General features: G+C 64.1%; 26 protein-coding genes. 11 read left to right on the top strand and 15 right to left on the bottom strand.

The features are described from left to right. Both EN993_RS10745 and EN993_RS10750 read right to left on the bottom strand, forming a co-directional pair. Positions 1-304 (bottom strand): cytochrome b/b6 domain-containing protein (locus EN993_RS10745; RefSeq protein WP_206532363.1); only part of this gene is annotated, 304 nt, incomplete at its 3' end. Between the two features lie 57 nt (positions 305-361). Further along, positions 362-1,252: a LysR family transcriptional regulator gene (locus tag EN993_RS10750; protein ID WP_126067301.1), complete on the bottom strand. Its 891-nt coding sequence runs from the start codon at positions 1,250-1,252 to the stop codon at positions 362-364. A gap of 96 nt (positions 1,253-1,348) precedes the next feature. Here EN993_RS10750 and EN993_RS10755 point away from each other — a divergent pair, with 96 nt between their 5' ends. Beyond that, positions 1,349-2,344, top strand: a complete 996-nt coding sequence (locus EN993_RS10755; RefSeq protein ID WP_127263176.1) for an aldo/keto reductase — start codon at positions 1,349-1,351, stop codon at positions 2,342-2,344. Positions 2,345-2,606: 262 nt separating this feature from the next. On the opposite strand, the gene EN993_RS10765 is transcribed toward EN993_RS10755, so the two are convergent. From EN993_RS10765 to infC, 8 genes are all read right to left on the bottom strand, one after another. Next, positions 2,607-3,209 (bottom strand): nucleotidyltransferase family protein, encoded by a 603-nt coding sequence (locus EN993_RS10765; protein ID WP_127263177.1) that lies wholly within the window; start codon positions 3,207-3,209, stop codon positions 2,607-2,609. Positions 3,210-3,249: 40 nt separating this feature from the next. Continuing rightward, on the bottom strand, positions 3,250-5,658 hold the full coding sequence (pheT, locus tag EN993_RS10770) for a phenylalanine--tRNA ligase subunit beta (RefSeq protein ID WP_127263178.1): 2,409 nt from the start codon (positions 5,656-5,658) through the stop codon (positions 3,250-3,252). Next, positions 5,655-6,077, bottom strand: coding sequence for a GFA family protein (locus EN993_RS10775; protein WP_109666927.1), 423 nt, complete (start codon positions 6,075-6,077; stop codon positions 5,655-5,657). The genes pheT and EN993_RS10775 overlap by 4 nt, the downstream gene beginning before the upstream one ends. Continuing rightward, positions 6,074-7,171 carry a phenylalanine--tRNA ligase subunit alpha gene (gene pheS / locus EN993_RS10780; RefSeq protein WP_109666929.1) on the bottom strand — a complete coding sequence of 366 codons (1,098 nt, stop codon included), beginning with the start codon at positions 7,169-7,171 and terminating at the stop codon, positions 6,074-6,076. The genes EN993_RS10775 and pheS overlap by 4 nt, the downstream gene beginning before the upstream one ends. Before the next feature lie 141 nt (positions 7,172-7,312). Further along, entirely contained in the window at positions 7,313-7,714 is a 402-nt protein-coding gene (gene rplT / locus EN993_RS10785; protein ID WP_023672281.1) for a 50S ribosomal protein L20, read from the bottom strand. Between the two features lie 37 nt (positions 7,715-7,751). Further along, complete coding sequence (gene rpmI, locus EN993_RS10790; protein ID WP_006201248.1) at positions 7,752-7,955, bottom strand: 50S ribosomal protein L35; 204 nt, start codon at positions 7,953-7,955, stop codon at positions 7,752-7,754. 182 nt (positions 7,956-8,137) lie between these two features. Beyond that, the gene (locus EN993_RS10795; protein ID WP_127263179.1) at positions 8,138-8,764 is read right to left on the bottom strand and encodes an isoprenylcysteine carboxylmethyltransferase family protein; all 627 of its coding nucleotides are present in this window, start codon (positions 8,762-8,764) and stop codon (positions 8,138-8,140) included. 166 nt (positions 8,765-8,930) lie between these two features. Further along, positions 8,931-9,467: a translation initiation factor IF-3 gene (gene infC / locus EN993_RS10800; RefSeq protein ID WP_013528312.1), complete on the bottom strand. Its 537-nt coding sequence runs from the start codon at positions 9,465-9,467 to the stop codon at positions 8,931-8,933. A 205-nt stretch (positions 9,468-9,672) separates the two neighbouring features. Here infC and EN993_RS10805 point away from each other — a divergent pair, with 205 nt between their 5' ends. The 4 genes from EN993_RS10805 (at position 9,673) to EN993_RS10820 (ending at position 13,044) form a co-directional block, all read left to right on the top strand. Continuing rightward, entirely contained in the window at positions 9,673-10,443 is a 771-nt protein-coding gene (locus EN993_RS10805) for an alpha/beta hydrolase (RefSeq protein ID WP_126067295.1), read from the top strand. Beyond that, on the top strand, positions 10,443-11,585 hold the full coding sequence (locus EN993_RS10810; RefSeq protein WP_127263180.1) for a benzoate/H(+) symporter BenE family transporter: 1,143 nt from the start codon (positions 10,443-10,445) through the stop codon (positions 11,583-11,585). The genes EN993_RS10805 and EN993_RS10810 overlap by 1 nt, the downstream gene beginning before the upstream one ends. A gap of 117 nt (positions 11,586-11,702) precedes the next feature. Then, positions 11,703-12,185, top strand: coding sequence for a DUF2852 domain-containing protein (locus EN993_RS10815; protein WP_063169787.1), 483 nt, complete (start codon positions 11,703-11,705; stop codon positions 12,183-12,185). Between the two features lie 100 nt (positions 12,186-12,285). Beyond that, a complete protein-coding gene (locus EN993_RS10820) occupies positions 12,286-13,044 on the top strand; it encodes a M48 family metallopeptidase (RefSeq protein ID WP_109666937.1) in 759 nt (252 codons plus the stop codon). 5 nt (positions 13,045-13,049) lie between these two features. Here EN993_RS10820 and EN993_RS10825 read toward each other — a convergent pair whose 3' ends face one another. Beyond that, positions 13,050-13,268: a hypothetical protein gene (locus tag EN993_RS10825; RefSeq protein WP_126067293.1), complete on the bottom strand. Its 219-nt coding sequence runs from the start codon at positions 13,266-13,268 to the stop codon at positions 13,050-13,052. A 113-nt stretch (positions 13,269-13,381) separates the two neighbouring features. Between EN993_RS10825 and EN993_RS10830 the strand changes: the two genes are divergently transcribed. The 6 genes from EN993_RS10830 (at position 13,382) to EN993_RS10855 (ending at position 18,943) form a co-directional block, all read left to right on the top strand. Next, positions 13,382-14,041 (top strand): phosphoribosylanthranilate isomerase, encoded by a 660-nt coding sequence (locus EN993_RS10830; RefSeq protein WP_127263181.1) that lies wholly within the window; start codon positions 13,382-13,384, stop codon positions 14,039-14,041. Positions 14,042-14,073: 32 nt separating this feature from the next. Further along, positions 14,074-15,294: a tryptophan synthase subunit beta gene (gene trpB / locus EN993_RS10835; protein ID WP_109666941.1), complete on the top strand. Its 1,221-nt coding sequence runs from the start codon at positions 14,074-14,076 to the stop codon at positions 15,292-15,294. A 2-nt stretch (positions 15,295-15,296) separates the two neighbouring features. Further along, positions 15,297-16,136 (top strand): tryptophan synthase subunit alpha, encoded by an 840-nt coding sequence (gene trpA / locus EN993_RS10840; protein WP_127263182.1) that lies wholly within the window; start codon positions 15,297-15,299, stop codon positions 16,134-16,136. A gap of 48 nt (positions 16,137-16,184) precedes the next feature. Continuing rightward, a complete protein-coding gene (gene accD / locus EN993_RS10845; protein WP_127263183.1) occupies positions 16,185-17,111 on the top strand; it encodes an acetyl-CoA carboxylase, carboxyltransferase subunit beta in 927 nt (308 codons plus the stop codon). A gap of 62 nt (positions 17,112-17,173) precedes the next feature. Continuing rightward, complete coding sequence (locus EN993_RS10850; RefSeq protein WP_127263184.1) at positions 17,174-18,499, top strand: folylpolyglutamate synthase/dihydrofolate synthase family protein; 1,326 nt, start codon at positions 17,174-17,176, stop codon at positions 18,497-18,499. A gap of 24 nt (positions 18,500-18,523) precedes the next feature. Continuing rightward, positions 18,524-18,943 (top strand): VOC family protein, encoded by a 420-nt coding sequence (locus EN993_RS10855; RefSeq protein ID WP_127263185.1) that lies wholly within the window; start codon positions 18,524-18,526, stop codon positions 18,941-18,943. A gap of 23 nt (positions 18,944-18,966) precedes the next feature. On the opposite strand, the gene EN993_RS10860 is transcribed toward EN993_RS10855, so the two are convergent. From EN993_RS10860 to addB, 4 genes are all read right to left on the bottom strand, one after another. Further along, complete coding sequence (locus tag EN993_RS10860; RefSeq protein WP_013528325.1) at positions 18,967-19,248, bottom strand: cupin domain-containing protein; 282 nt, start codon at positions 19,246-19,248, stop codon at positions 18,967-18,969. 227 nt (positions 19,249-19,475) lie between these two features. Continuing rightward, the gene (gene trxA, locus EN993_RS10865) at positions 19,476-19,799 is read right to left on the bottom strand and encodes a thioredoxin (RefSeq protein ID WP_127263186.1); all 324 of its coding nucleotides are present in this window, start codon (positions 19,797-19,799) and stop codon (positions 19,476-19,478) included. A gap of 77 nt (positions 19,800-19,876) precedes the next feature. After that, positions 19,877-23,395, bottom strand: a complete 3,519-nt coding sequence (addA, locus tag EN993_RS10870; protein ID WP_127263187.1) for a double-strand break repair helicase AddA — start codon at positions 23,393-23,395, stop codon at positions 19,877-19,879. After that, positions 23,392-25,288, bottom strand: a 1,897-nt coding sequence (gene addB, locus EN993_RS10875) for a double-strand break repair protein AddB (protein ID WP_127263188.1), incomplete at its 5' end; no start/stop codon positions are given. The genes addB and addA, both read right to left, overlap by 4 nt.

Raw genomic sequence — 25,288 nt, forward strand, 5'->3', positions numbered from 1 at the left:
GGAACGCGTAGAGAGCAAAATGGGCCAGTGGTGCGGCGCGACGCTCCAGGACTCCGATCGAGCGCGGCAGTGGCGGCCATACATTGCCAAGGCGCCAGGCGATGCGCAGCACCACCAGACCGAGCAGCAGAAAACCGAAGGATTTGTGCAGCTGGATCAATTCGAAGGCGGTGCGCTGGCTGGTCAGCCGCACCATGACGAAGCCGAGCCCGAACTGGCCGATGAAGATCAGCGCAATCAGCCAGTGGAGGAGGATCGCGCCCCAGCCGTAGCGGGTCGTGCTGTTGGTGATCGATGTTTGCATCGTTGGTGAACGAGCGGGATGCCGGTTTTCTTCCACAAGAGGGAGGGCGAGCCCGCTCTATCCGCTCACCTTGAAGAAATCGACGAAGGCCCTGAGCGCCGGCCGCATCTGGCGGCGGCTGGGGTAGTAGACGAAGAACCCGTCGAAGGACGGGCACCAGTCCTCCAGCACGCGGATCAGCCTGCCGTCGGCCAGCGGTGCGCGGACATAGTCCTCGAAGACGAAGGCGAGCCCGGCGCCGTCGGCCGCTGCTTGCGCGATCAGATGGTCCTCGTCGAGGATCAGGGGCCCTTGCGCGGAGATTTCGATCTCCTCGCCGCCCTTCGCGAATTCCCAGCGGTAGAGGATGCCACTGGAGAAGCGAAAGCGGATGCAGCGGTGGCCGGCCAGATCGCGCGGGTGGCGCGGCTTCGGGTTGGCCTCGAAATAGACCGGCGCGCCGACCACCGCGCCACGAATGTCCGGCCCGATCCGCACCGCGATCATGTCGCGCTGAAGGCTCTCGCCAAGCCGGACACCAGCATCGAAGCCACCTTCGACTACGTCGGTGAAGCGGTCCTCGATGATGATCTCCAGCACGATGTCGGGATAGGCCGCCGCAAAGGCGCCCAGCCGTGGCGTCAGCACCAGATGCGCTGCCGTGCGTGGCACGCTCAGCCGTAGATTCCCAGCCGGCCGGTCGCGCGCCTCGACCGCCGTCTCCAGCGCCAGATCGATCTCCGACAGCGCCGGCCGCAGCCGCTCCAGCAATTGCGCACCTTCTTCGGTGGGCGCGACGCTGCGTGTGCTGCGCGACAGGAGGCGAACGCCAAGCCGCGCCTCGAGGCTGGACACCGCATGGCTGACCGCCGATGGCGCGATGGCGAGTTCCCTGGCGGCGCCGCGAAAGCTGCCGCATTGGGCGACAGTCGCCAGCACGGCTAGCTGGGAAAGATGGGCTCGATTCATTGATCTACTTTTTAGAACAGACTGTGCAGATGAGAGATGATTATCGAACACAGTGCAAGGCGCTATTTCCTTTGCATCGCAATAAGGAGACGCGTGATGCAAACCCGCAAGCTAGGAACTGAATTGAACGTCTACCCGGTCGGCCTCGGCTGCATGGGCATGAGCTTCGCCTATGGCGGCCAGGCGGAAGCCGACGCGATCGCCACGCTGCACCGCGCCGTCGATATCGGCGTCAACTTCTTCGACACTGCGGAAGTCTATGGCCCTTACGAGAACGAGATCCTGCTCGGCAAGGCGCTGAAGTCCATTCGCGACAAGGTGACGATCGCGACAAAATTCGGCTTCAAGATTCTGGAGGAAGGTACCGGCCTCGACCGCATGGCTGGCGTCGACAGCCGCCCCGAGCACGTCAAGGCGGTGGCCGAGGCCTCGCTGAAGCGGCTGGGCACCGACGTCATCGACCTCTACTACCAGCACCGCGTCGACCCCAACGTGCCGATCGAGGATACGGTCGGCGCCATGGCCGAGCTGGTTCGCGAGGGCAAGGTGCGCGCGCTTGGCCTGTCGGAGGCGAGTGCCGCGACCATCCGCCGAGCCCATGCCGTGCATCCGATATCGGCCGTGCAGAGCGAGTATTCGCTGTGGAGCCGCGACCCGGAAGACGAGGTGTTCGCCGTCTGCCGCGAGCTCGGCATCGGCTTTGTTCCCTACAGCCCGCTCGGCCGTGGACTGCTGACCGGCACGATCGCCAAGCCTGAGGCCTTGAGCGACGATGACTGGCGCCGCAGCCTGCCGCGGTTCCAGGCCGACGCAATGGCCGCCAATGCGGCTGTCATCGCCACGCTGGAAAAGCTGGCGACCGAAAAGGGCGTGACCTCGGCGCAGCTGGCGCTGGCCTGGGTGCTGCATCAGGGCGAGTTCATCGTGCCGATCCCCGGCGCGCGGAAAATCCGCCATCTCGAGCAGAACACGGCGGCGGCCGGGATCGCGCTGAGCGCTGCCGAGGTGCAGGCCATTGGTGACGCGCTGTCGCCCGACAAGGTGGTGGGCAAGCGCTACACCGAGGAGCTGCTGGCGCTGGTGAATGGGTGAAAACTGGTGAGTAATCGAAAGGGGCGCTTCGGCGCCCCTTTTTTCATGCGCGGCGCAGTGCAGAAGGTGGGAGACGTTGGCGCGAAGCGCCCCCGTTTGTCCTGCCGGACATCTCCCCCACTTGGGGGGAGATTGGATGTCACGCCGGCTTTCGCCAATCGCCGGCGCCGAAAGAAGGGCAGGACTGCGAAGCTGCCAATCTCCCCCAAAGTGGGGGAGATGCCCGGCAGGGCAGAGGGGGGCGCTGTCCCGCCGACATTTCCTACCAAGGCACGACAGTGATCTCCGGCCAATACTCCTGGGCGCGTCTGCCCTTCACCTCATGTGTCCGCCGATTGTCCGTCACCCGGTTGGGCGTGATGCGAAACGAGAACATATCGTCGAACCCGAACGGCGCCACCAGCTCCAGCTGCCCGTCAGCGTCGTATCGGACCCCGACCGCATGGGTCTTCGAAGCAAAATAGCTGAGCGGTTCGCTGGCGCTCGAATAGCGCGGGCACGGCTGTCCGAACTTCTGCAGATACCAGAGATGCACCCGCGCCTGGTTGCGCACCTCCACCGGCAGCGGCAGTCCTTCGAAATGCGCCGCCGCCCGGCGGATCACCGCGTCCTCCGCCTCGTAGGACAGGTCGCTGTCATCGAAGTAGAAGAGATCAACATCCTTGATGCCGTAGCCCGACGGCTTGCCGGTCAGATGGTTCCAAACGCTGTTGTAGAGCGCGCCGGAAACGATCAGCCAGTCGGGCAGGTCGAATTCGCGAGCTCGCGCCAACGCGTCGCGGACCAGCGGATCCGCCGACACGATGGCGAGGAACGCCACGCGCTGTTCTTCAAAAGGAAGGCCGGAATAACGCAGATGGTCCATCGCCCTTTGGAGGACGATTCGCCATCTGCTCGCAAGTTTATTAGCCCCTCAGCACACCACCGGTCTGCTTGCCGACATTCTCGATGATGCGCTTGGCCAGCGCCTCGAAATCCTCGTCGGTCAGCGTCTTTTCGACCGGCTGGATCGACACTTCGATGGCGATCGATTTTTTGCCCTCGCCGAGCGAAGCGCCTTCGAAAATATCGAAGACAGAGACAGCGGTGATCAGCTTCTTGTCGGCCGCAAGGGCCGCGCGAACCAGCGTGCCGGCCTCGACCGACTTGTCGACGACGAAGGCGAAATCGCGCTTGACCGCCTGGAAAGCGGAGAGATCGAGCCTGGGCTTGGTCTTCGTCGGCTTGGCCTTCGGCTCCGGCACGGCATCGACGAAGACTTCGAAGCCGCACAGCGGCCCGGAAACATCGAGACCCTCAAGCGTCTTCGGATGGAATTCGCCGAAGGTGCCGAGCACGGTTTTCGGGCCGAGCTTGATCGTGCCGGAACGGCCGGGATGATACCAGGCCGGACCGCCGGCCTCGATCTGCAGCCGCTCGACCGGTGCACCACAGGCTTCCAATGCGGCGATCGCATCGGCCTTGGCGTCGAACACACCGACCGGGCCTGAATTGCCGGCCCAGTTGCGGCCGGAGCCGTCGAGCTTGGCGGTGCCGCGGCGCACACCGGCGGCCACGCGCCGCTGCTGGTCGGCGCCATCGCCTTCGTATGTGCCCGACACTTCGAACAGCGCCACGTCGCCAATACCCTTGTCGGCATTGCGCTGGGCAGCGGCGATCAGCCCCGGCAGCAGCGACGGCCGCATGTCGGACATGTCGGCGGCGATCGGATTGGCGAGCTTCAGCGCCGTCTGGCCACCGCCGAACAGTTCAGCGTGCTTGGCCGGAATGAACGACCAGGTGACGGCCTCCATCATGCCGCGCACGGCAAGCGCGCGCTTGGCGGTGCGGGTACGGACCTGCAGCGTGGTGAGTATCTTTGCGTTGACCGCGTCATGCGCGCCGAGCGGCTGCGGTGCGATGTTGTCGACGCCGTGGATGCGCATCACCTCCTCGACCAGGTCGGCCTTGCCGTCGACATCGGGGCGCCAGGACGGCACGGCGACGTTGACGACATCGCCCGACCCCTCAGGCTTGAAGCCAAGGCGCGTCAGGATGTCGAGGCTTTCCGCCTTGGGAACCTCGATGCCGGTCAGCCGCTTCACTTCCGAAATAGGGAAGGCAACCATCTTCGGCTTGTGTTCGGTATAGCCGGCCACTTCGATCTCGGTCGGCGTGCCGCCGCAGAAATCGAGCACCAGCTTGGTCGCCAGCTCGACGCCGGGCACCATGAATTCAGGGTCCACGCCGCGCTCGAAGCGGTAGCGTGCGTCGGTGATGATGCCGAGCGTGCGGCCGGTGCGGGCGGTGGTGATCGGGTCCCAAAGGGCGGATTCGATCAGCACATCGGTCGTGTTCTCGTCGCAGCCCGAATGCTCGCCGCCCATGATGCCGGCGATCGACTCGACGCCATTGTCGTCAGCGATGACGCACATCTCCGGCGTCAGCGTATATTCGCGGCCATCGAGCGCCTGTACCTTTTCGCCATCGCGCGCGCGGCGCACGGTCAGATTGCCGGCAACCTTGCTGGCGTCGAACACATGCAGCGGACGGCCGCGGTCGAAGGTGACGTAATTGGTGATGTCGACCAGCGCGCTGATTGGCCTGAGACCAATGGCGATCAGCCGCTGCTGCAGCCATTTCGGCGACGGGCCGTTCTTGACGCCCTTGACCAGCCGCAGCGCGAAGCCGGGGCAGAGTTCCGGCGCCACGATCGTCACCTTGACCGGGCACATGCCGCTGCCGGCATGCGGCATGATGGCACCGCCGACGAGGCGGCCAAGCCCGCTCGCCGCCAGATCCCTGGCGATGCCGTAGACGCTGGTGGCATCCGGCCGGTTCGGCGTCAGGTTGATCTCGATGACCGGATCGTCGAGGTGGGCGTAAGCAGCGAAGCTGGTGCCGACAGGCGCATCCTCAGGCAGGTCGATGATACCGTTGTGTTCGTCGGACAGCTCCAGCTCGCGCTCGGAACACATCATACCGTGGCTTTCGACGCCCCTGATCTTGCCGACCGTCAGCGTCACGTCGATGCCGGGCACATAAGTGCCGGGCGCGGCAAAGGCGCCGATCAGGCCGGCGCGGGCGTTGGGTGCACCGCACACCACCTGCACGGGCGCCTTGCCGTCGCCTGTATCGACGGTGAGCACGCGCAGGCGGTCGGCATCGGGGTGCTGAACCGCGGTCAGCACCCTGGCGATGACGAAGGGTTTCAGGCTCGACTTGTCGTCGACATGCTCGACTTCGAGGCCGATCGAGGTCAGCCGCTCGACGATCTCGTTGAGCGAGGCGTCGGTCTCGAGGTGGTCCTTGAGCCAGGAGAGGGTGAATTTCATGGGACTGTTCCGTCTGGTCTTTTGACGCTTGTTTTCAGATGTCTCGGCAGGTCGTCGGACATATGCAGGAAGGGGAGCTGCTCGCTGACATAGGCATGCAGCGTCGGCTCAAAATCGGCCGGCCTGTCCATGGCGCCGAGCATGAAGTAGATGTCGTCCTCCAGCCGCTCGTCGACATAGGCGATGGGTGAGCCGCAGATACCGCAAAACGAGCGCGTCACCGGGCCGTTCTCGTACATCTTCAGCGCCTTGCCGGTGAACGCGACCTGATCGACCAGGAAGCCGACAAAGGCCGAGACCGGCGCGCCGCTGGCCCGCCGGCAATCGCCGCAATGGCAATAGCTGACATGGTGCGGTTCGGCCAAGGCCTCGAACCGCACGGCGCCGCAGCGGCAGCCGCCGGTGTGCGGCGCTATCATGCGCTTAGGCCCCCGAACAGCGTCGGCATGTCGAGCGGCCTGAAACCGTAATGCGACAGCCAGCGCACGTCGGCGTCGAAGAAGGCGCGCAGGTCCGGCATGCCATATTTCAGCATGGCGATGCGATCGATGCCCATGCCCCAGGCAAAGCCCTGATATTCGTCCGGATCGAGCCCGCCATGGCGCAGCACATTGGGGTGCACCATGCCGCAGCCGAGGATCTCCATCCAGTCGGAGCCTTCGCCGAAGCGCACTTCGCCGGGCCGCGAGCGGTCGCACTGGATGTCGACCTCGAGGCTCGGTTCGGTGAACGGGAAGAAGGACGGCCGGAAGCGCATCTTCACCTGCGGCACCTCGAAGAAGGCCTTGCAGAACTCCTCCAGCACCCACTTCATGTTGGCGACGTTGGCCGTCTTGTCGATCACCAGCCCCTCGACCTGATGGAACATCGGCGAGTGGGTGGCGTCCGAATCCTGCCGGTAGGTCTTGCCAGGAATGACGATGCGGATCGGCGGCTTCTTCGTCTCCATGGTGCGGATCTGCACCGGCGAGGTGTGCGTGCGCAAAAGCTTGCGCTCGCCCTTCTCGTCCGGCTGGAAGAAGAAGGTGTCGTGCATTTCGCGCGCCGGATGGCCTTCGGGGAAATTCAGCGCGGTGAAATTGTAGTAGTCGGTCTCGATATCCGGCCCTTCGGCGATGGAGAAGCCGAGATCGCCGAAGATCGCCGCGATCTCATCGATGACCTGGCTGATCGGATGGATACGGCCGCGCTCGGCCGGCGACTGCCGCACCGGCAGCGTCACGTCGACCTTTTCGGCGGCGAGGCGCGCGGTGATCGCCACATCCTTCAACTCGGCCTTGCGGGCCGTCAGCGCGTCGGTGACACGGTTCTTGAGGCCGTTGATAACAGGACCCTTGACCTGCCGCTCCTCGGCGGTCATGGCGCCAAGTGTTTTCAGCATCTCGGACACGGTGCCCTTCTTGCCGAAGGCAGCGATGCGCACGGCCTCTATGGCCGGCTCATCGGCGGCCGATGCGATGTCGGCCAGAAGTGAATCTTCCAGGGCTTCAAGATTTCCAGCAGTGGCGTTCACGGCGAAGCTCTCTCGATCGGGCGACCACCATCACCGGGCGTGTCACCATTTTGGTTACATCAGGCAAAAGAAAAACCCGCGCCAGCCGTGCCAGCGCGGGTTCCCCAAATCAGAATTGCGAATGCTTGGGAAGCGCTGGTCTTAGGCGACAGCGCTTTCAAAAGCGTTCGGCGTGGTGTTCTTCAGATATTCGAGCGCCACCTTGGCCTTGGCGACCAGGGCTGCGAAAGCCTGCGGCTCGTGGATGGCCATGTCCGACAGGATCTTGCGATCGATCTCGATGCCCGACTTGTTGAGGCCGTCGATGAAGCGGCCATAGGTCAGGCCATGCTCGTGCGTCGCGGCGTTGATGCGCTGGATCCACAGCGCGCGGAACGAGCGCTTGCGGTTCTTGCGGTCGCGATACGCGTACTGCATCGACTTTTCCACCGCCTGCTTGGCGATGCGGATGGTGTTCTTGCGGCGGCCGTAGAAGCCTTTGGCGGCTTTCAGGACCTTCTTGTGCTTGGCGTGCGAGGTGACGCCTCTTTTTACGCGTGCCATGTCATGATCTCCTTAAAACGTGTCCGAACCGAATGCCTTAGAGGCCGTTCGGCAGAAAATTCTTGATGACCTTCTTGCCATCCGGTTCAGCCAGAACCATCGTGCCGCGGGCATTTCGAATGAACTTGTTGGAACGCTTGATCATGCCGTGACGCTTGCCGGCCGCAGCCGACAGGACTTTACCCGTACCTGTGATCTTGAACCGCTTTTTGGCGGCCGACTTGGTCTTCATCTTGGGCATTTTGCTACTCCGTATCGTTGGCGCACTATCGCGCTTCTTGTTCGCTTCGGGCCGACCAAAGCCCGAAAAGCAAATGAAACCGCCACGGCATGCCCTGCCGGGCGGTTTTCTTGAACGGCGGTCCTATACGTCAAAGACGGCGGCTGCGCAACACCTCAGCTCGTGCGACGCTCTGTCCCCAGTCAGGGGAGCGTGAACCAGACCGGCAACATGCCCGACTGCTGGGCGCCGTCGATCAGTTCGAAGGCCGGCAGCGCGACCAGGAACACCAGGCCGTCGAGCAGCGTGGTCAACAGCAGGCGCGGCTTGAAGCTGCCCGTATCGCCCTCCTGGTAGAGCGACAATTTCGGGAAGAAGCGCGGCACCCGCGCCAGATAGGCCGCATACGGCGCGCCGAGTGCTTCCTTAAGGAATTTCTCCTCGCGCAGGATGACGATGTGGAAAGCGCCGGCGCACAAAAGCCCGAAGAGAATGATGCCGGTGAACGAGCCGATCTGCGCGCCAACGCCGGCTGCGGCTACGGTCGAGAACACATAGAGTGGGTTGCGGGTGATCGAGTAAGGCCCGCCGGTCACCACCTCGGAAGATTTGCGCCCACCTATGTAGAGCGTCGCCCAAAGGCGCCCGACGATGCCTAGAAAAATCAGCAGCACGCCAAACATTTCGATCGACTCATGCACTGGTGTGTCGGGCGGAAACGTCGATTGGCCAAATAGCAACGCTGCGAACAGGACGGCCACGAGCCCGGTAAGCACCATCCTGCGCGTATGCTGGTAGTTACCCAGCCCGTATTTGAGTTCTTTGTCCAAGGTGGAATCCGATCGTCGAGGAGTTTGGCCGGCGATCGCAGCTTCGGCCAAGAAAACAGGCGTCCCGCCGATCGCCGGGACGCCTTGGGATGTGATTCAGGCGGATTTAAGCGCGATAATCAGGCCTGACGTCTTCGTGATCCAAGGTGTGTTGATATTCAGCACCTTAGCGCGGCGACAGCACCATCATCATCTGGCGGCCTTCGAGCTTCGGTTCCGCCTCGACCTTGGCGATCGTCGCCACTTCCTCGCGGACCTTGTTCAGGAGCTGCATGCCGAGTTCCATATGCGCCATCTCGCGGCCACGGAACCGCAACGTCAGCTTGACCTTGTCGCCTTCCTCGAAGAAGCGGCGAACCGCCTTCATCTTGGTCTCGTAGTCATGGCTGTCGATGTTCGGGCGCATCTTGATCTCCTTGATCTCGATGACCTTCTGGTTCTTGCGCGCCTCGGCCGCCTTCTTCTGGTTGGCGTATTTCAGCTTGCCAAGATCGAGAATCTTGACGACGGGGGGCACCGCATTGGGCGATATCTCGACGAGATCCAGCCCAGCCTCTTCCGCGAGCAGCAATGCGTCGTTGATGGAAACATCGCCGCGGTTCTGGCCTTCGGCGTCGATAAGCTGGACCCGGGGAACCCGGATGTCACGGTTGGAGCGCGGGCCATCCTTGGTCGGCGCCGCTGCTTTGAAAGGTCTGCGAATGGTCGTGGTCTCCTTGGCCGTTTCGTTCAGGGTTTGTCAGTGTTGATGCGTGGACGCGCCAATGTGGTGAGCGCTCGGGCGGAGTCAATAGCACAGCATTGACAGAAAATCACCCTGATCGCTGCCCTGCATCAAACAAAGAACACCGCGAGCACTTTTCGCCACGCCACAGGCTGTGTCACAAGACCGGCTTGAGGAAAAAGCCATGAACGCCACGCCCCCAATCTTTCTGGATGTCGACGGACCACGCATCGCGGTGCGCCATAATGCTGGCTCCGCGCCCGGCATCGTCTGGCTCGGCGGCTACAAATCGGACATGCTGGGCACGAAGGCGCAGGTGCTGTCGGACTGGGCGGCAAGAGAAGGCCGCGCCTTCCTGCGCCATGATTATTCCGGCCATGGTGAATCCGGCGGCGCCTTTGCTGACGGCACGATTTCGACATGGCTTGCGCAGAGCCTTGCCGTGTTCCGGCATTTCACCAAGGGCAAGCAAATCCTGGTCGGCTCCTCGATGGGCGCCTGGATCGCGCTGCGTATGGTGCAGGAATTGCGCAAGGCAGGCGATAGCAAGGTCGCTGGCCTGGTGTTGCTGGCGCCGGCGCCGGATTTTACCGCCGAACTGGTCGAACCGGTGCTGACGCAGGCGCAGAAGCGCGACCTCACGGAGAAAGGCTTCTTCGAAGAGCCGTCGGATTATTCCGCCGAGCCTTACATCTACACGCGCGCGCTGATCGAGGACGGACGCAACAACCTGGTGATGACAGGCCCGATCGACACGCATTGCCCGGTGCACATCCTGCAGGGACTGGCCGATGCGGACGTACCGGCAAGCCACGCGCTGAAGCTGGTCAGCCTGCTGCCGGCCGACGACGTGACCTTGTCGCTGATCCCTGACGGCGACCACCGCCTGTCGCGGCCGCAGGATCTCGACATGCTGGTGCGGGCCGTCGACGCGATGGCGCAGAGGGGAAACTGATGCGCCTTTCCATTCCGATACACGCGTTCGTCGCCGCCATCGTCGGCTTTGGCGGCACGCTGGCCATCGTCATCGCCGCCGCCAAGGCAGTCGGCGCGACGCAGATCGAGACGGCAAGCTGGGTTACGACCATCTGCCTGGCCATGGCGATCGAGAGCCTGTGGCTGTCCTGGCGCACGAAAATGCCCGTCATCACCGCATGGTCGACGCCGGGCCTGGCGCTGATCGCGGCCTCGAGCGGCTTTTCGATGGGCGAGGCCGTCGCAGCCTTCATCGTCACCGGCATCCTTCTGATCGCCACCGGCCTGTTCCGGCCCCTGACGCAGTTGATCTCGAGGATACCGCCCTCGGTCGCCTCCGGCATGCTGGCCGGCATCGTCGTCACCTTCGCGCTCAATGCGGTGAAGACCATTCCTGTCGACCCGTGGCTGATCCTGCCGCTGATTGCGGCCTTCTTCGTCATCCGGCTGTTCAATCCGGCCCTGTCGGTGCTGGCGGTGCTGATCGGCGGTGGCCTCGCCGCGTTCCTCACCGGCCGTGTCGGCGGCCTGCCGACACCGGAACTGTCAACGCTGACGCTGATTGCGCCTGATTTCACCGCCAAGGCGATGATCGGCCTGGCACTACCGCTCTATCTCGTCACCATGGCCTCGCAGAACCTGTCCGGCCTGGCCGTGCTGCGCGCCGCCGGCTACCATCCGGAGCCAGGCCCGCTAATCGGCGTCACCGGCCTGTTTTCGCTGCTGTCGGCGCCATTCGGCGGCTCGACCACCAATCTGGCGGCGATCTCGGCGGCGATCTGCACCGGGCCGGACGTCCACCCCGACCCTGCCGAGCGCTGGAAGACCGGACCGTTCTATGCGCTTGCCTATCTCGTCTTCGCGATTTTCGGCGCTTCGCTGGTGGCGATCTTCGCCGTGCTGCCGCAGAGCCTGATCGTGCTGGTGGCGGGTCTGGCGCTGATGGCGTCGCTTGCCAACGCGCTGTCGATCGCGCTGAAGGACGAGGGCGATCGCATGGCCGCCACCGTCACCTTCGTCGTCACCGCGTCCGGGCTGACGCTGTTCGGCGTTGGTGCCGCATTCTGGGGCCTGATTGCCGGGCTGGTCGTGCTTTTCCTCGATAGGCTCAAAAAGCGATAATCATTTCAGTTGCTTGTCCGGTTTTGGCGGACATTGTCTTGAATCGCCGTTTTCTCCTTCCCATTTCGATTCCACGCAGCCGGGTTTGGCTGTCTCCAACCGAAGGAATGGGAGAAAATGAACACATCTGCATTGATCCGTCCGGCCTGGACGCCGGCGACCATCGCGTTGATGGTTGTGGGTTTCATGGTGTTCTGGCCACTCGGCTTCGCCATGCTTGCCTACATCATCTGGGGCGACCGCCTCGACGGCTTCAAGCGTGACGTCAACCGCGCGACCGACGGCATCTTCGCCGGCTGCCGCCGCGGTTCCGACAAGGCCGCACGCTGGGGCAATGGCTCCGCCCGCACCGGCAACGTCGCTTTCGACGACTGGCGCGAAAAGGAACTTGAGCGCCTGAACGAAGAGCGCCGCAAGCTCGACGAGATGCTGACCCAGTTCGACGAGTATGCCCGCGAATTGCGCCGCGCCAAGGACCAGGACGAGTTCGACCGCTTCATGGCCAACCGCAACAAGTCGACGGCGCCGACGAAGACCGATCCGAGCACCGGAACGACGACCACCAAGCGTGGCAAGGGCTCGAACCTGCTTGACGACTGAGGCCAAGCGACAGGCCACATCGTGAAAGAACGGCGTCGCGCGAGCGGCGCCGTTTCTTTTTTGTTCTATTCGTTTTCCTCGAATCACGTATCGTTGCGCCATGTCATTCGGCTTCTTCCGCAACCTGACAAAGCCCAAGCCCGCGCCTGTCGAAGAGCGCGAGCACGTCGTTGCCGGCCGCTCGCTGCCGCTCAAGATCGTCGAGAACGACCGTGCAAGGCGGCTGACGCTGCGCATCGATTCAGGTGGCCGGGGCCTGCGCATCACCGTGCCGCCCGGCCTGCGGCGGGGCGAGGTGGAAAAGTTCCTCGACCGCCATCAGGACTGGCTGGAGCAGCGGCTGGCCAAGGTACCGGCGCGGCCGCAGGTGCGGCCGGGTATCAAGATTCCGGTGCGCGGCGTGGCGCACCGCATCGTCCATGAGCCTTCGAAACGCGGCACGGTGACCGTGTCGCGCGACGAGCGCGGTCCGCTGCTGATCGTGCATGGCGACCGCATCCATCTGCCGCGCCGCATCGCCGATTTCCTCAAGCGCGAGGCCAAGCGCGAGATCGAGAAGCTGGTGGTCAAGCACACCGAGGCGCTGGGCAAGCGCGCCAAAGCGATCCGCTTCAAGGACACGTCAAGCCGCTGGGGATCCTGCACCTCCGACGGCAATCTGTCGTTTTCCTGGCGCATCATGATGGCGCCGTCGCCGGTCATCAATTACCTCGTCGCGCATGAAGTGGCGCATCTGAAGGAGATGAACCACGGCCCGAAATTCTGGAAACTGTGCGAGCAGCTCTGCCCGGACACCGAGCGCTGCAAGGCATGGCTGAAGCGCAATGGCGGCGCGCTGCAGGCGATCGCGTTCGAGTAGTTCCCTCAATCATCATTCGCCGCGTTGAGTTCGTCCGGTCGCAACCCCTCATCACCATGATGCGGCCAGGGCAAAAAATTGCCGTCGAAGGCATCGCTGCCGAAATAGTCGAGCGCCCGATGTGCCTCGGCGCCGTTGAAGGCGGCCTTGTCCATCAGGTGCGCAATGACCTCGCGCGCCTGCGTGATCTTCTGCCTGAGTTCGGCAACGGTTCTGTCGGCCATGATCGTGCTCCCGCCTTGCATCCTGTCCCATCCATAGGTAGCGCCTTTGGCCGTGCCGGCAAACGGCATGCTTTTTCTCGACTCTTTTCGCTTTTCATGCCAATTCCCGCGCCATGGCACTCGACATCAAGATTTGTGGCTTGAAGACTGATGGGGCAATGGCCGCGGCGCTGGCCGGCGGCGCCAGCCATGTCGGGTTTATTTTCTTCGCGAAAAGCCCACGCTATGTCGAACCTGCCGAGGCTGGCCGTCTGCGCGAGGCGGCGCGCGGCAAGGCTTTGGCGGTTGCCGTAGCCGTCGATGCCAGCGACGCCTTCCTGGATGAGATCGTTGCCAAGATGCAGCCCGACATGCTGCAGCTGCACGGCTCTGAAACGTCGGAGCGGGTGGCCGAGGTCAAGGCCCGCTACGGCTTGCCGGTGATGAAGGCGCTGCCGCTCAGCGAGGCTGCCGATCTCGAGCGGATAAAGCCATTCATCGGCATAGCAGCCCGGTTCCTGTTCGACGCCAAGCCGCCGAAAGGCTCCGAACTGCCGGGCGGCAATGGTGTTGCCTTCGACTGGCGCATTCTCGCCGGCCTTGACGGCGGCGTCGATTACATGCTTTCCGGTGGGCTCAACGCCGCCAATATCGGCGATGCCCTTCGGCTTGCCAACCCGCCTGGAATCGACATTTCCTCAGGCGTGGAAAGTGCGCCGGGCGTCAAGGATCCGGCGCTGATCGAACAGTTTTTCCGGGCCGTCAGGGCAGCGCGGGACAACCGCGCCGCCTGATCATGCCTTAACGACAAGCCAGGAGATCGGCGATGAACAAGCCGGCGACACCCAATTCCTTCCGCACCGGACCCGACGAACAGGGCATGTTCGGCATTTTTGGCGGTCGTTTCGTTGCCGAAACGCTGATGCCGCTGATCCTCGACTTGGAGCGGCACTGGAATGAGGTCAAGAACGATGCGGACTTCAGGGCAGAACTGACTGACCTGTCGACCCATTATGCCGGACGGCCGTCGAAGCTTTACTTCGCCGAGGGGCTGACCAAACATCTCGGTGGTGCAAAAGTCTATTTCAAGCGCGAGGATCTGAACCACACCGGTTCGCACAAGATCAACAACTGCCTCGGCCAGATCCTGCTGGCCAAGCGCATGGGCAAGAAGCGCATCATCGCCGAAACCGGTGCCGGCCAGCACGGCGTGGCCTCGGCCACGGTCGCGGCCCGCTTCGGCTTTCCCTGCGTCGTCTATATGGGCGCCACCGACGTTGCCCGGCAAAGCCCCAACGTCTTCCGCATGAAGCTGCTCGGCGCCGAAGTGCGGCCGGTGACCGCCGGTCACGGCACGCTGAAGGACGCCATGAACGAGGCGTTGCGCGACTGGGTGACCAATGTCGAGGACACTTATTATTTGATCGGCACCGCCGCTGGCCCGCATCCCTATCCAGAGCTGGTGCGGGACTTCCAGTCGGTGATCGGCATCGAGGCGCGGGCGCAGATCCTCGAGCAGGAAGGCCGGCTGCCGGACACCATCATTGCCGCTGTCGGCGGCGGTTCCAACGCCATCGGCCTGTTCCACCCCTTCCTCGACGACAAGGAGGTCCGTATCATCGGCATCGAAGCCGGCGGCCGCGGCCTCGACGGCATCGAGCATTGCGCCTCGATGAACGCCGGAAGACCCGGCGTGCTGCACGGCAACCGCACTTATCTCCTGCAGAATGCCGACGGCCAGATCATGGACGGGCATTCGATCTCAGCCGGCCTCGACTATCCCGGGGTCGGGCCGGAACATTCCTGGCTGCGCGATTCAGGCCGCGTCGAATATGTGCCGATCCTCGATGACGAGGCGCTGGAGGCTTTCAAGCTGACGACGCGCGTCGAAGGCATCATCCCGGCGCTGGAATCGGCCCATGCCATCGCGCATGCGGTGAAGATCGTGCCAGCCATGGACAAGGACCAGATCGTCATCGTCAACCTGTCCGGCCGTGGCGACAAGGACGTGCACACGGTGGCCTCGATGCTGGGCATGGAGATCTGATCATGGTGACCCGCATCGATCGCCGCATGGCGAAGCTGAAGACCGAAGGCCGCCCGGCGCTTGTCACCTATTTCATGGGCGGCGACCCGGACTACGACACCTCGCTGTCGATCATGAAGGCACTGCCCGGCGCAGGCTCCGACATCATCGAGCTCGGCATGCCGTTCTCCGATCCGATGGCCGACGGCCCGGCGATCCAGGCGGCGGGCTTGCGGGCGCTGAAAGGCGGCCAGACGCTGGTCAAGACGCTGAAGATGGCGGCGGACTTCCGGACCGGCGACAATGAGACGCCGATCGTGCTGATGGGCTACTACAATCCGATCTACATCTATGGTGTCGACCGCTTCCTCAAGGACGCGATTGCCAGCGGCATCGACGGGCTGATCGTTGTCGACTTGCCGCCGGAGATGGACGAGGAACTGTGCATTCCGGCGCTGAAAGCCGGCATCAATTTCATCCGGCTGGCGACGCCGACCACCGACGACAAGCGCCTGCCCAAGGTGCTGCAGAACACGTCGGGCTTCGTCTACTACGTGTCGATGACCGGCATCACCGGCTCGGCGCTGGCCGACACCGGCAAGGTGGCGGCGGCGGTCAAGCGCATCAAGGGCCACACCGACCTGCCGGTCTGCGTCGGCTTCGGCGTCAAGACCGCCGAGCAGGCTCGGGTCATCGGCGCCAATGCCGACGGCGTCGTCGTCGGCACCGCCATCGTCAATGCGGTGGCCAACGTGCTGGGGCCGAAGGGCGAAAAGACCGCCGACCCGGCCGAAGCCGTCGCCACGCTGGTCAGCGGCCTTGCGCAAGGTGTGCGCTCGGCTCGCCTTGCTGCTGCCGAATAGTTTTCCTACGTCTTTAGCCAACTCTTCGTCAGGACAGGAGCCGAAGCGATGAACTGGATCACCAATTACGTTCGCCCGAAGATCAATTCGATGCTCGGCCGGCGCACCGACATGCCCGAGAATCTCTGGATCAAGGATCCGGAGACCGGCGAGATGGTGTTCCACAAGGATCTGGAATCCAACCAGTTCGTCATTCCGTCCTCCGGCCATCACATGAAGATCTCGGCCAAGGAGCGGCTGAGATTCTTCTTCGACGACGGCAAATACGAGACCCTGGACAACCCCAAGGTCATGCAGGATCCGCTGAAATTCCGCGACGAGAAGCGCTATGTCGACCGGTTGAAAGACGCCAAGGCCAAGACCGGCCTGGAGGATGCGATCATCAATGCCTTGGGGACCGTCGAAGGCCTGCCGGTGGTTGTGACGGTGCAGGACTTCGCCTTCATGGGCGGCTCGCTCGGCATGGCCGCCGGCGACGCCATCGTGCATGGCTTTGAGGCGGCCCTGCAGCGCAAGCGGCCGCTGATCCTGTTCGCCGCCTCCGGCGGCGCCCGCATGCAGGAAGGCATTTTGTCCCTCATGCAATTGCCGAGGACCACGGTCGGTGTCGATCGGCTGAAGGAAGCCGGCCTTCCCTACATCGTCGTTTTGACCAACCCGACAACCGGCGGCGTCACTGCCTCCTACGCCATGCTGGGCGACGTGCACATTGCCGAGCCCGGCGCGCTGATCGGTTTTGCCGGACCGCGCGTCATCGAACAGACGATCCGCGAGAAACTGCCGGACGGCTTCCAGCGCTCCGAATATCTGATGGAGCACGGCATGGTCGACATGGTGGTGTCACGGCTGGAACTGCGCGAAACGATCGCGCGCCTGCTCAAGATGCTGCTCAAGCTGCCGGAGGAGCAAAAGCCGCTGGAGCCGGAAATCCTGCCGCCCGCAACAATTCCGACCGAGGCACGTCCGCAGGCCTGACGCGACATTCTTAGCCGCGAACCGCGATTGCGCGCGATCCGTCGCGCGCTTAGGATTCTCACATGACAACGCTTGCCGCCGACCGTGAAATCGAAGCCCTGATGGCGCTTCACCCGAAAGGCTTCGACCTTTCTCTCGACCGCATTTCGCGGCTCCTTGAGCGGCTTGATAATCCGCAGGACCGGCTGCCGCCGGTCATCCACATCGCCGGCACCAACGGCAAGGGTTCGTGCGCTGCCTTTTCGCGCGCCCTGCTCGAGGCAGCGGATTACCGCGTCCATGTCCACACCTCGCCGCATCTGGTCAACTGGCACGAGCGCTACCGGCTGGCCGCCGATGGCGGCGGCAGGCTGGTCGAGGACCGGGTTTTCGCCGATGCCATCGCGCGCGTCGCCAGGGCCAATGAAGGCGAGACAATCACCGTCTTCGAGATCCTCACAGCCGTCACCTTCCTCTTGTTTTCCGAACACCAGGCCGACGCCGCGATCATCGAAGTCGGGCTCGGCGGCCGCTTCGACGCGACCAATGTGGTCAAGGAGCCGGCCGTGTCGGTGATCATGCCGGTGTCGCTCGACCATGAGGCCTATCTTGGCGACCGTGTCGAACTGATCGCCGCCGAGAAGGCCGGCATCATCAAGCGCGGCTGCCCGGTGGTCATCGGTGCCCAGGAAAGCGAGACGGCGCTGCAGGTGCTGATCGAAACCGCCGAGCGGCTTGAGTGCCCCACTTTCGTCTACGGCCAGGATTTCCTCGCCTTCGAGGAAAATGGCCGCATGGTCTATCAGGACGAAGACGGCTTGATGGACCTGCCGCCGCCCCGGCTGCCCGGACGCCACCAGTTCGCCAATGCGGCGGCGGCGCTCGCCGCGGTCAAGGCGGCCGGTTTCGAGATCAGCCATCGCGCCGCCGAAAAGGCGATGATCAATGTCGCCTGGCCCGGCCGCATGCAGAAACTGGCGCAGGGCCGGCTGGCCGAACTGGCGCCGAAGGGCGCCGACATCTGGCTCGACGGCGGCCACAATCCGGGCGCCGGCGTGGTGATTGCCGAGGCGCTGGCCGAGCAGGAAGAAAAGAACCCGCGTCCGCTCTTCCTCATCTCAGGCATGATCAACACCAAGGACCAGAGCGGCTATTTCCGTGCCTTCAAAGGCCTCGCCCGCCATGTCTACACAGTGCCGGTGAGCCTCAGTGAGGCCGGCGTGCCGAACGACGAACTGGCGGTCCGGGCGACGGAAGCGGGACTGACGGCCGAGCCGGTGAGTTCCGTCGCCAGTGCGTTGATGCTGCTGCGCGACACCTGGGACGGCCCGGCGCCGCGCATCCTGATCGGTGGTTCATTGTACCTGGCCGGCGCGGTGCTGGCCGAGAACGGCACGCCGCCGACCTGAGGTCGGATTTGCGAGGAACCCGTCATGATCAAGGTCAGACAGCTCGCCCACGTCTGCATCTTCGCGCATGATCTGGACGCAACACGAAGCTTCTATCGCGACGTCCTTGGCCTGGATACGCAGTTCAATTTCCTGCGCGACGGCAAGATTTTCGGGTTCTACCTCAATTGCGGCGGGCGCAGCCATGTCGAGGTGTTCCAGAAGGACGGAGCTCGCTACAGCGACCTGAACCAGATCAACCATCTCTGCCTCGAAGTAGAAAACATCGATGCGGCGATCGCCCACATCCGCTCGAAAGGCGTTGACGTCACGACCAAGAAACACGCCTGCGACGACACCTTCCAGGCCTGGATTCGCGACCCCAACGACGTGAAGATCGAACTGTTCGAATATACCGAAAAAAGCGCGCAATTCGCCGGAGGCGATCGCATCGCCGACTGGTAACCGCGCCTGCCGGCCCTGACGGCTTACTTCAGCTCGATCTCGATAAAGGCGTATTCACCTTCATTGGCGTTGATGACGTCGTGTTCGACGCCTTCCTTGCGGAAATAGGGCGCGCCCTTCTTCATTTCGGCGAAGGATTCGCCGTCCTTGGTCAACAGCTTCACCTTGCCGTCCATCAGCGGCACGACGACATAGTCGTGGCCGTGTCGGTGCCAACCGGTGTTCTCCCCCGGCGCGAAGCGGTATTCGGTGACGATGACACGCTCATTGTCGATGAAGACGGTGGCCTTGGCGGATCCGGTCATGGGGTTCTCCTGTCTGCCTCAAGCAGATGACATGGAGTGGCCGGGCGCGAGGGCCAGAGCGTGGCAGCGCATGACCCAGAAAATCGAAATCGATTTTCTGAAAGGATCATGCGCAAATCAAACTGCTACAGCGTCCTTTGCGCGTCCAAGGACGCGCGGCACTGCAGATGACGCCAACAAAAAGCCCGGCGCGAGGCCGGGCTTGATGATCATGATTTTCAGATGGATCAGGCGAGGTTGCCATTGATCCAGTGCGACAGCGCGGTCTTCGGCGCGGCACCGACCTTCATGTCGGCCATTTCGCCGCCCTTGAAGATCATCAGCGTCGGGATCGAACGCACGCCGAACTGGGCGGCAAGCTCTGGATTCTCGTCGATGTTGAGCTTGGCGATCTTGACCTTGGCGCCGAGTTCGGTGGCGATGTCTTCGAGCGCCGGCGCAATCTGCTTGCAGGGGCCGCACCATTCCGCCCAGAAATCGACGACGACCGGTACGCTGGCATCAAGCACGTCGGTCTGGAAGTTGCTCTTGTCGACCTTGACGGTTGCCATATGGGAAAAATCCTTTCGAAAGTTTTTGTCCCACCAAATGTGGTGGTGATCGTGCCCTTCTTCAAGCAGGTGTTGTGTCACGCTCGCGTGAGTCGAGCAAGGGCGTCATCCATGGCACCGGCCGGCAGTTCGATCAGCCGTGGCGCCTCGGTGAACAGCAAGGCCGCCTGGACCGCGCGACCGGGATAAAGCGGCTGCAGCAGGGCGCGATAAAGAGCGAGCTGCAGGACGTAGGCCGGCGGAACCTCGGCCAGAGAGGCGGGCGCCGGCCGGTTGGTCTTGTAGTCGACGATCGAGACCGTGTCCGACGTCACCGCCAACCGGTCGATCTTGCCGGAAATCGAGCGCTTTTTGCCCTTGACCTCCAGGCTGCCCATGATCGCGACCTCGGCACGTGACGACGGTGCAAACAGCTGACCGAAGCCGGGATCCGCAAGGATGGATGTGACCGACGCCAGGGCCTTTTCACGCTCTGACGCAGGCCAGCCCGCGCCCGTTCGCAAGAGATAGCGCTCCGCCGCGCCCGCGCGTTCGGGCTCGGCAATGCCAGGCAACATCTGCAGCAGTTTGTGCAGGGCAAGTCCACGCAGCACCGCAAAGCCCGGCTCGGCATCGGCGTCCAGCACCGGCGACGCCTTGTCGACCACGGCTTCCTTGCCTTCGTCGATCAGCGCCGAGGCGCCGGATGGCGACAGCGGACGCGGCAAATCCTCGAAAGGCGGCAGGGGCCGGAACAGGCCCACCGGCAATGGCCCGAAAGCATCGGCCTGCCGTACCTGCTCAGCGGAGCTTGGCGCGACGGGCGGCAGCTTGGTCACGTGGAAGCGATGCACCGGCTCACCGCCGGCGGGATGCGGACGCTGCTCGCTTTCAGGAGCGCCGATCAGCGCACGGCTGACGATCGAGTGCCAGGTGCCGGCGTTCGGCGCCCGCTTGCCGTGATAGCCGCAGACAATCAGCCGGTCCTCGGCACGGGTCATGCCGACATAGAGCAGCCGGCGGTATTCGTCGTCGGCGAGTTCTCGGGCCCGCGCTGCTGCTGCTTTCGAAAAGCCATTGGCAACGTCGCTGGCCGAGCGCCAAAGATAGCCCTTGCCGTCCCAGTTTGCGCCGGAGCCATCGAAGGGCATCAAGCGTGGCAGATGCTGGTCGCTGAACGGGGCGGAACCGCCATCGACCAGGAACACGACCGGCGCTTCCAGGCCCTTGGCGGCGTGCACAGTCATGACCCGGACCTCGTCGCGGGTCTGGTCCATCTCGCGCTTGATCTCGGGACCGGCATTTTCCAGCGTCGATAGGAAGGCTTCCAACCCCGGCAGGCCGGTTCGCTCCTCGGCAAGGCAGAAACTCAGGAACTCGTCGAGGATGTCGCCAGCCTCAGGCCCGAGCCGCGCGATCATCTTCCGGCGCACGCCATCGCGCGCCAGCAGGGCGGCATAGAACTCGAACACTGGCTTGAAGGCAGCTTCGTTTGTCCAGGTGTCAAGCTGAACGACGACCGCCGCCAGGCGCTCGCTTTCGTCGGCATGGGCGCGCAGCGATGCGACCAGCGACAGGCCCGGCGGCCTCTCCGCCGCGAGCTCGAAAAGCATCTCTTCAGGCAGATCGAAGATCGGGCTGCGCAGCACGGCGGCGAGCGACAGATCGTCCTGCGGCTGGATGAGGAGATGACCGAGCGCGATCAGGTCCTTGACCGCGATATGGCCTGGCAGGCTCAACCGGTCGGCGCCGGCAACCGGAATGTCGCGGCGTTTGAGCGCCCGGGTCAGCGCATGGACGAAGCGATCGCGCTTGCGCACCAGCACCAGCACGTCGCCCGGCCGCAACCGCTTGCCGCGGCCTTCGATGATCTCGCCGGTGCCGATCCAGCCGGCAATGGTGGCGGCGACATTCTCGGCAACGCGCACCGCCGGCGCATGCGCATGGTCGATGGCTTGCGTCCAGTCGTCGGGCTCATCGACGACATCGGCGCCGACCGACGGCCACACCTCGACATAGCCTGGCGCATCGGTGCGGATCGCCTGGTGGCGCAGCGGATCGGGATCATGGCTGATGCCGCGCCGCACGCTTGCGTCGGCAAAGACGCGGTCGACCGCGGTCAGAACGTCGTCGGTCGAGCGGAACGACCAGGTCAGCTTGAGGTCGGCAAAGGACGCCTCTGCGTCACGCACTCGTCCCGCAAACAACAGCCGGCTGTCGGCGAAGGAGTCCGGAGCGGCACCCTGGAACGAATAGATCGACTGCTTCTCGTCACCAACGGCGAAGACCGTGCGATGGACCCTGTCGCGGGCGCCGAAGCCGGCAAAGAATTCTTCCGCCAGGCGCTTCACCACTTCCCATTGATCCGGGCTGGTGTCCTGCGCCTCGTCGAGCAGGATATGATCGATGCCCTGGTCGAGCTTGTATTGCACCCAGGGGCCGGCGTCAGGCCGCGCCAGCAGGTTGACGGTGCGGGTGATCAGATCGTTGAAGTCGAGAAAGCCGCGGCTGCGCTTCAGCACCTCGTAGCGGGCGATCAGCCAGTCGGCGATGGTCAGCGCGGCGCGTGTGCCTTCCAGCATCCTGAACAGGGCCAACCGGTCGACTGTTTCGATGATGGCTTTGGTCGCCGAGAGATAACGATCCGCCAGATCCGGCAGCCTGTCGACCAGAGCCTTCTTGAAGGCCTTTGCCGGGTCGTAGGCATCGCCATCGGTCTTGAGGAGTGCTCGCGCAAGCAGTTGCAGGCGGCGAATGGGATCGCCCTCGGCGAAGGCCTGGCGCGCATAGGGCAGGATGTTGTTCAGCACCGATCTGGCATCAGTGGCTTCAGCGGCCTGAGCGAAGCCGGCAAAATAGTCCGGCAGAAAACCCGGCAACGGCCATACCGAAGCCGCTATGCCTTCGGCGGTCTGGCCGGGGTGGAAATGAAATTCATCGAACAAAGCCTGGAAGCGCATGCCGTCGCGTCCAACAGCGTCGATGAAATGGCGCAAGCCGTCGCGCTTGCGCACGATCTCGCCCAGCAAGGCGTCGAGCCCGGCTTCGCCGCCACGGTCGAGAATGGTGGCAAAGGCCTCGGTCAGATCCGCGTCGCCGGCGGCTGTGCCGGAGATCATGTCGCGGCGCGCTGCGGCAAACAGCGATGCCTCCATCTGGCCGTCGAGCATCTCGAAATGGGCCGGGATGTTGGCTTCCAGCGGGAACTGGTGCAGCACCGATTCGCAGAAGGCATGGATGGTCTGGATCTTCAGCCCGCCGGGTGTTTCCAGCGCCTCGGCGAACAGGCGCCGCGCCCGGCGCATGGTCTCGAGATCGGGCCGGCGGCCTTCCAGCGCCTCGACCTTTGCCGCAAGGTCCGCGTCACCGAGCGTCGTCCATTCCGACAGTGTCGAGAACACCCGGTTGGACATGTTGGCTGCAGCGGCGCGCGTATAGGTCAGACATAGTATCTTCGACGGGTCAGTACCGCGCAGCAGCAGCCGGATGACGCGCTGGGCCAGCACATGGGTCTTGCCGGAGCCGGCATTCGCCGACACCCAGGCGGAATTGCCAGGATCGGCGGCGCGGGCCTGGCTGGTCGCGGTGTCGCTGGGGATGGGATAGGCCTTCTTCATGCCTCCCCTCCCTCGTCACCGGCATCGCCGCCTGCCGACCATTCAAGCACGCGGGCAAGATGGTCGTAGTCGCCATCGGTCTCGCCTTCGCGAAACGGCAACGCGCGCGAGAGGTATCCGGTCGCCGGGTCGGCATAGTGGATCAGGAGCTTTTCCAGCCGCGCCCAGGCTTCTTCGGCAAGATCGGTCGCGGTTCGGGGCTGGCGGTTGTGTTCGAGGATGGATTCCTCGAACACCTCGCCATTCGGCTTCAGCCTGATGAAGGCCAGTTGCGAAGGCTCGCGCGCGCCCAAATCCTTGAAGGCGCCACGCCTGAGCAGCGCGCCCTCCAGCGCCAGCTGCGGCGCCAGCAGCGTGTGCGCCTGCGCCTTGGACGGCGAGGAGCCGGTCTTGTAGTCCAATATGTCGGCCATGCCGCCGGCCAGAAGATCGACGCGGTCGGCGTAGCCGGACAGCGTCACGCCTGACTGACCGACGACGGTCTTTCCGGCGCGCTCCTCGGCGTGCCGCCGGATCACCGCGTCGGCGCGCGTGCGCTCCCACTCGATGATGTTGGCGGCGAGTTTCTCGAAGCGCGGCCACCACACCGCCTCGACATCAGCCGGAAGTGCGGCTTCGGCAAAACAGGCGCGGCCGGCGGCGATGAGGCCGGCGAGTGCATCGAGCGCGCGCGGATCGGCGACGCGCGCCGAGAACAGGTGCAGGATGGCGTGAAACAGCGTGCCGCGCTCGGCCGCACCGGGGTCGCGAATGACCGGATCGAGCGGCATCAGGCCAAGGATCCGTCTTGCATAGACGGCGTAGGGGTCACGGCGCAGGGTCTCGATCTCGGTGACCGAGAAATGGCCTGGGCGCACCGACAGTGGCGGTTTCGGCTGCGGCCGCGGCGCGAAATCCTGTCTCGGGCCGGCATCGAGCGAGCGTGCCCAGGCGAGCAATTCGTCGCCACGCCGGCGCAGCGCCGCCGCCTGGTCGTTGCCGATGAAGGTGAGCAGCCGCTGCAGCCAGCGTGACGGCACGGCGGGGGCGTCGCCGGCGCGTGCCGAGCGGGCCAGCACCACCTTTTTGGCGCCCATGGCCATCTGGAAATCATGCGCGGCAAGGCCGATGCGCCGTTCGGGCGGTTCGAGGTCGATGCCGGTCTTCATCAGCCGCGACATGAAGCGGTCGCTCTCCGGCTTGCGCGGCCACACGCCCTCGTTGAGCCCGCCGATAACCAGCGTATCGACCGTCTGCAACCGCGCTTCCAACGCGCCCCAGATGGCGATGTTCCTGTCGGTGCCTTGCGCCGGCTTGACCGTTTCGGCCGCGATCAGCGCCGCCATCACGTCGGGCCACTCATTGCCCGCGAACGACAAGGGCGCCGAAGCCGCGACCAGCCCGCGCAGCAGTTCGGCAAGCTTTTCACCGGCGTCACCGGCATAGAGTTCGCCAAGGCCGCCATCGGCGGTACGGCCGAGATTTTCGAGTGTGCTGACGCTGGCCCTGACCAGCGCGGCAAGGTCGGCGTCCGCCTGGCCACGGAAAGCTGCGAGCGGCGCCAGCGCTTGTTTGAGACGTTCGAGCGAACTCCGCGCGTTTTCGATGGAGCGCACGGTCAGCCGGGAAAACCAGAAGGGCGGCCGGCTGCCGCTGTCGAGGCTTGTGAGGCGGGCCTCGAACAGTTCCGGCAGCGAAACGATGTCGGGGCGGCCTGTGCCACCGCGCAGCGCCACCAGTTCGACCAGTTCCGCCGCGTGGCGCACATCAGCCCGTTGGCGGCCCAGGCCAAGCAGCGGATGCTTGAGCAGCGACAACAGGCCAACCGGATCGCCTGGCCGGAACAGCGCCTCAAGCGCCAGCCTGAGCAGGCTGGCCGCCGGGGTGTTGGCGAGCGGCGTGCCACCGGAATCG

Origin of the sequence: Mesorhizobium sp. M7D.F.Ca.US.004.01.2.1 (genome assembly GCF_003997785.1) — a bacterium.
GTDB lineage: Bacteria > Pseudomonadota > Alphaproteobacteria > Rhizobiales > Rhizobiaceae > Mesorhizobium > Mesorhizobium loti.

Coding starts and splice junctions, on each gene's coding strand:
- EN993_RS10750 (WP_126067301.1), bottom strand. CDS start 1,252: ATGAATCGAGCCCATCTTTCCCAGCTAGCCGTGCTGGCGACTGTCGCC.
- EN993_RS10755 (WP_127263176.1), top strand. CDS start 1,349: ATGCAAACCCGCAAGCTAGGAACTGAATTGAACGTCTACCCGGTCGGC.
- EN993_RS10765 (WP_127263177.1), bottom strand. CDS start 3,209: ATGGACCATCTGCGTTATTCCGGCCTTCCTTTTGAAGAACAGCGCGTG.
- pheT (WP_127263178.1), bottom strand. CDS start 5,658: ATGAAATTCACCCTCTCCTGGCTCAAGGACCACCTCGAGACCGACGCC.
- EN993_RS10775 (WP_109666927.1), bottom strand. CDS start 6,077: ATGATAGCGCCGCACACCGGCGGCTGCCGCTGCGGCGCCGTGCGGTTC.
- rplT (WP_023672281.1), bottom strand. CDS start 7,714: ATGGCACGCGTAAAAAGAGGCGTCACCTCGCACGCCAAGCACAAGAAG.
- rpmI (WP_006201248.1), bottom strand. CDS start 7,955: ATGCCCAAGATGAAGACCAAGTCGGCCGCCAAAAAGCGGTTCAAGATC.
- EN993_RS10805 (WP_126067295.1), top strand. CDS start 9,673: ATGAACGCCACGCCCCCAATCTTTCTGGATGTCGACGGACCACGCATC.
- EN993_RS10810 (WP_127263180.1), top strand. CDS start 10,443: ATGCGCCTTTCCATTCCGATACACGCGTTCGTCGCCGCCATCGTCGGC.
- EN993_RS10815 (WP_063169787.1), top strand. CDS start 11,703: ATGAACACATCTGCATTGATCCGTCCGGCCTGGACGCCGGCGACCATC.
- EN993_RS10820 (WP_109666937.1), top strand. CDS start 12,286: ATGTCATTCGGCTTCTTCCGCAACCTGACAAAGCCCAAGCCCGCGCCT.
- EN993_RS10825 (WP_126067293.1), bottom strand. CDS start 13,268: ATGGCCGACAGAACCGTTGCCGAACTCAGGCAGAAGATCACGCAGGCG.
- EN993_RS10830 (WP_127263181.1), top strand. CDS start 13,382: ATGGCACTCGACATCAAGATTTGTGGCTTGAAGACTGATGGGGCAATG.
- trpB (WP_109666941.1), top strand. CDS start 14,074: ATGAACAAGCCGGCGACACCCAATTCCTTCCGCACCGGACCCGACGAA.
- trpA (WP_127263182.1), top strand. CDS start 15,297: ATGGTGACCCGCATCGATCGCCGCATGGCGAAGCTGAAGACCGAAGGC.
- accD (WP_127263183.1), top strand. CDS start 16,185: ATGAACTGGATCACCAATTACGTTCGCCCGAAGATCAATTCGATGCTC.
- EN993_RS10850 (WP_127263184.1), top strand. CDS start 17,174: ATGACAACGCTTGCCGCCGACCGTGAAATCGAAGCCCTGATGGCGCTT.
- EN993_RS10855 (WP_127263185.1), top strand. CDS start 18,524: ATGATCAAGGTCAGACAGCTCGCCCACGTCTGCATCTTCGCGCATGAT.
- EN993_RS10860 (WP_013528325.1), bottom strand. CDS start 19,248: ATGACCGGATCCGCCAAGGCCACCGTCTTCATCGACAATGAGCGTGTC.
- trxA (WP_127263186.1), bottom strand. CDS start 19,799: ATGGCAACCGTCAAGGTCGACAAGAGCAACTTCCAGACCGACGTGCTT.
- addA (WP_127263187.1), bottom strand. CDS start 23,395: ATGAAGAAGGCCTATCCCATCCCCAGCGACACCGCGACCAGCCAGGCC.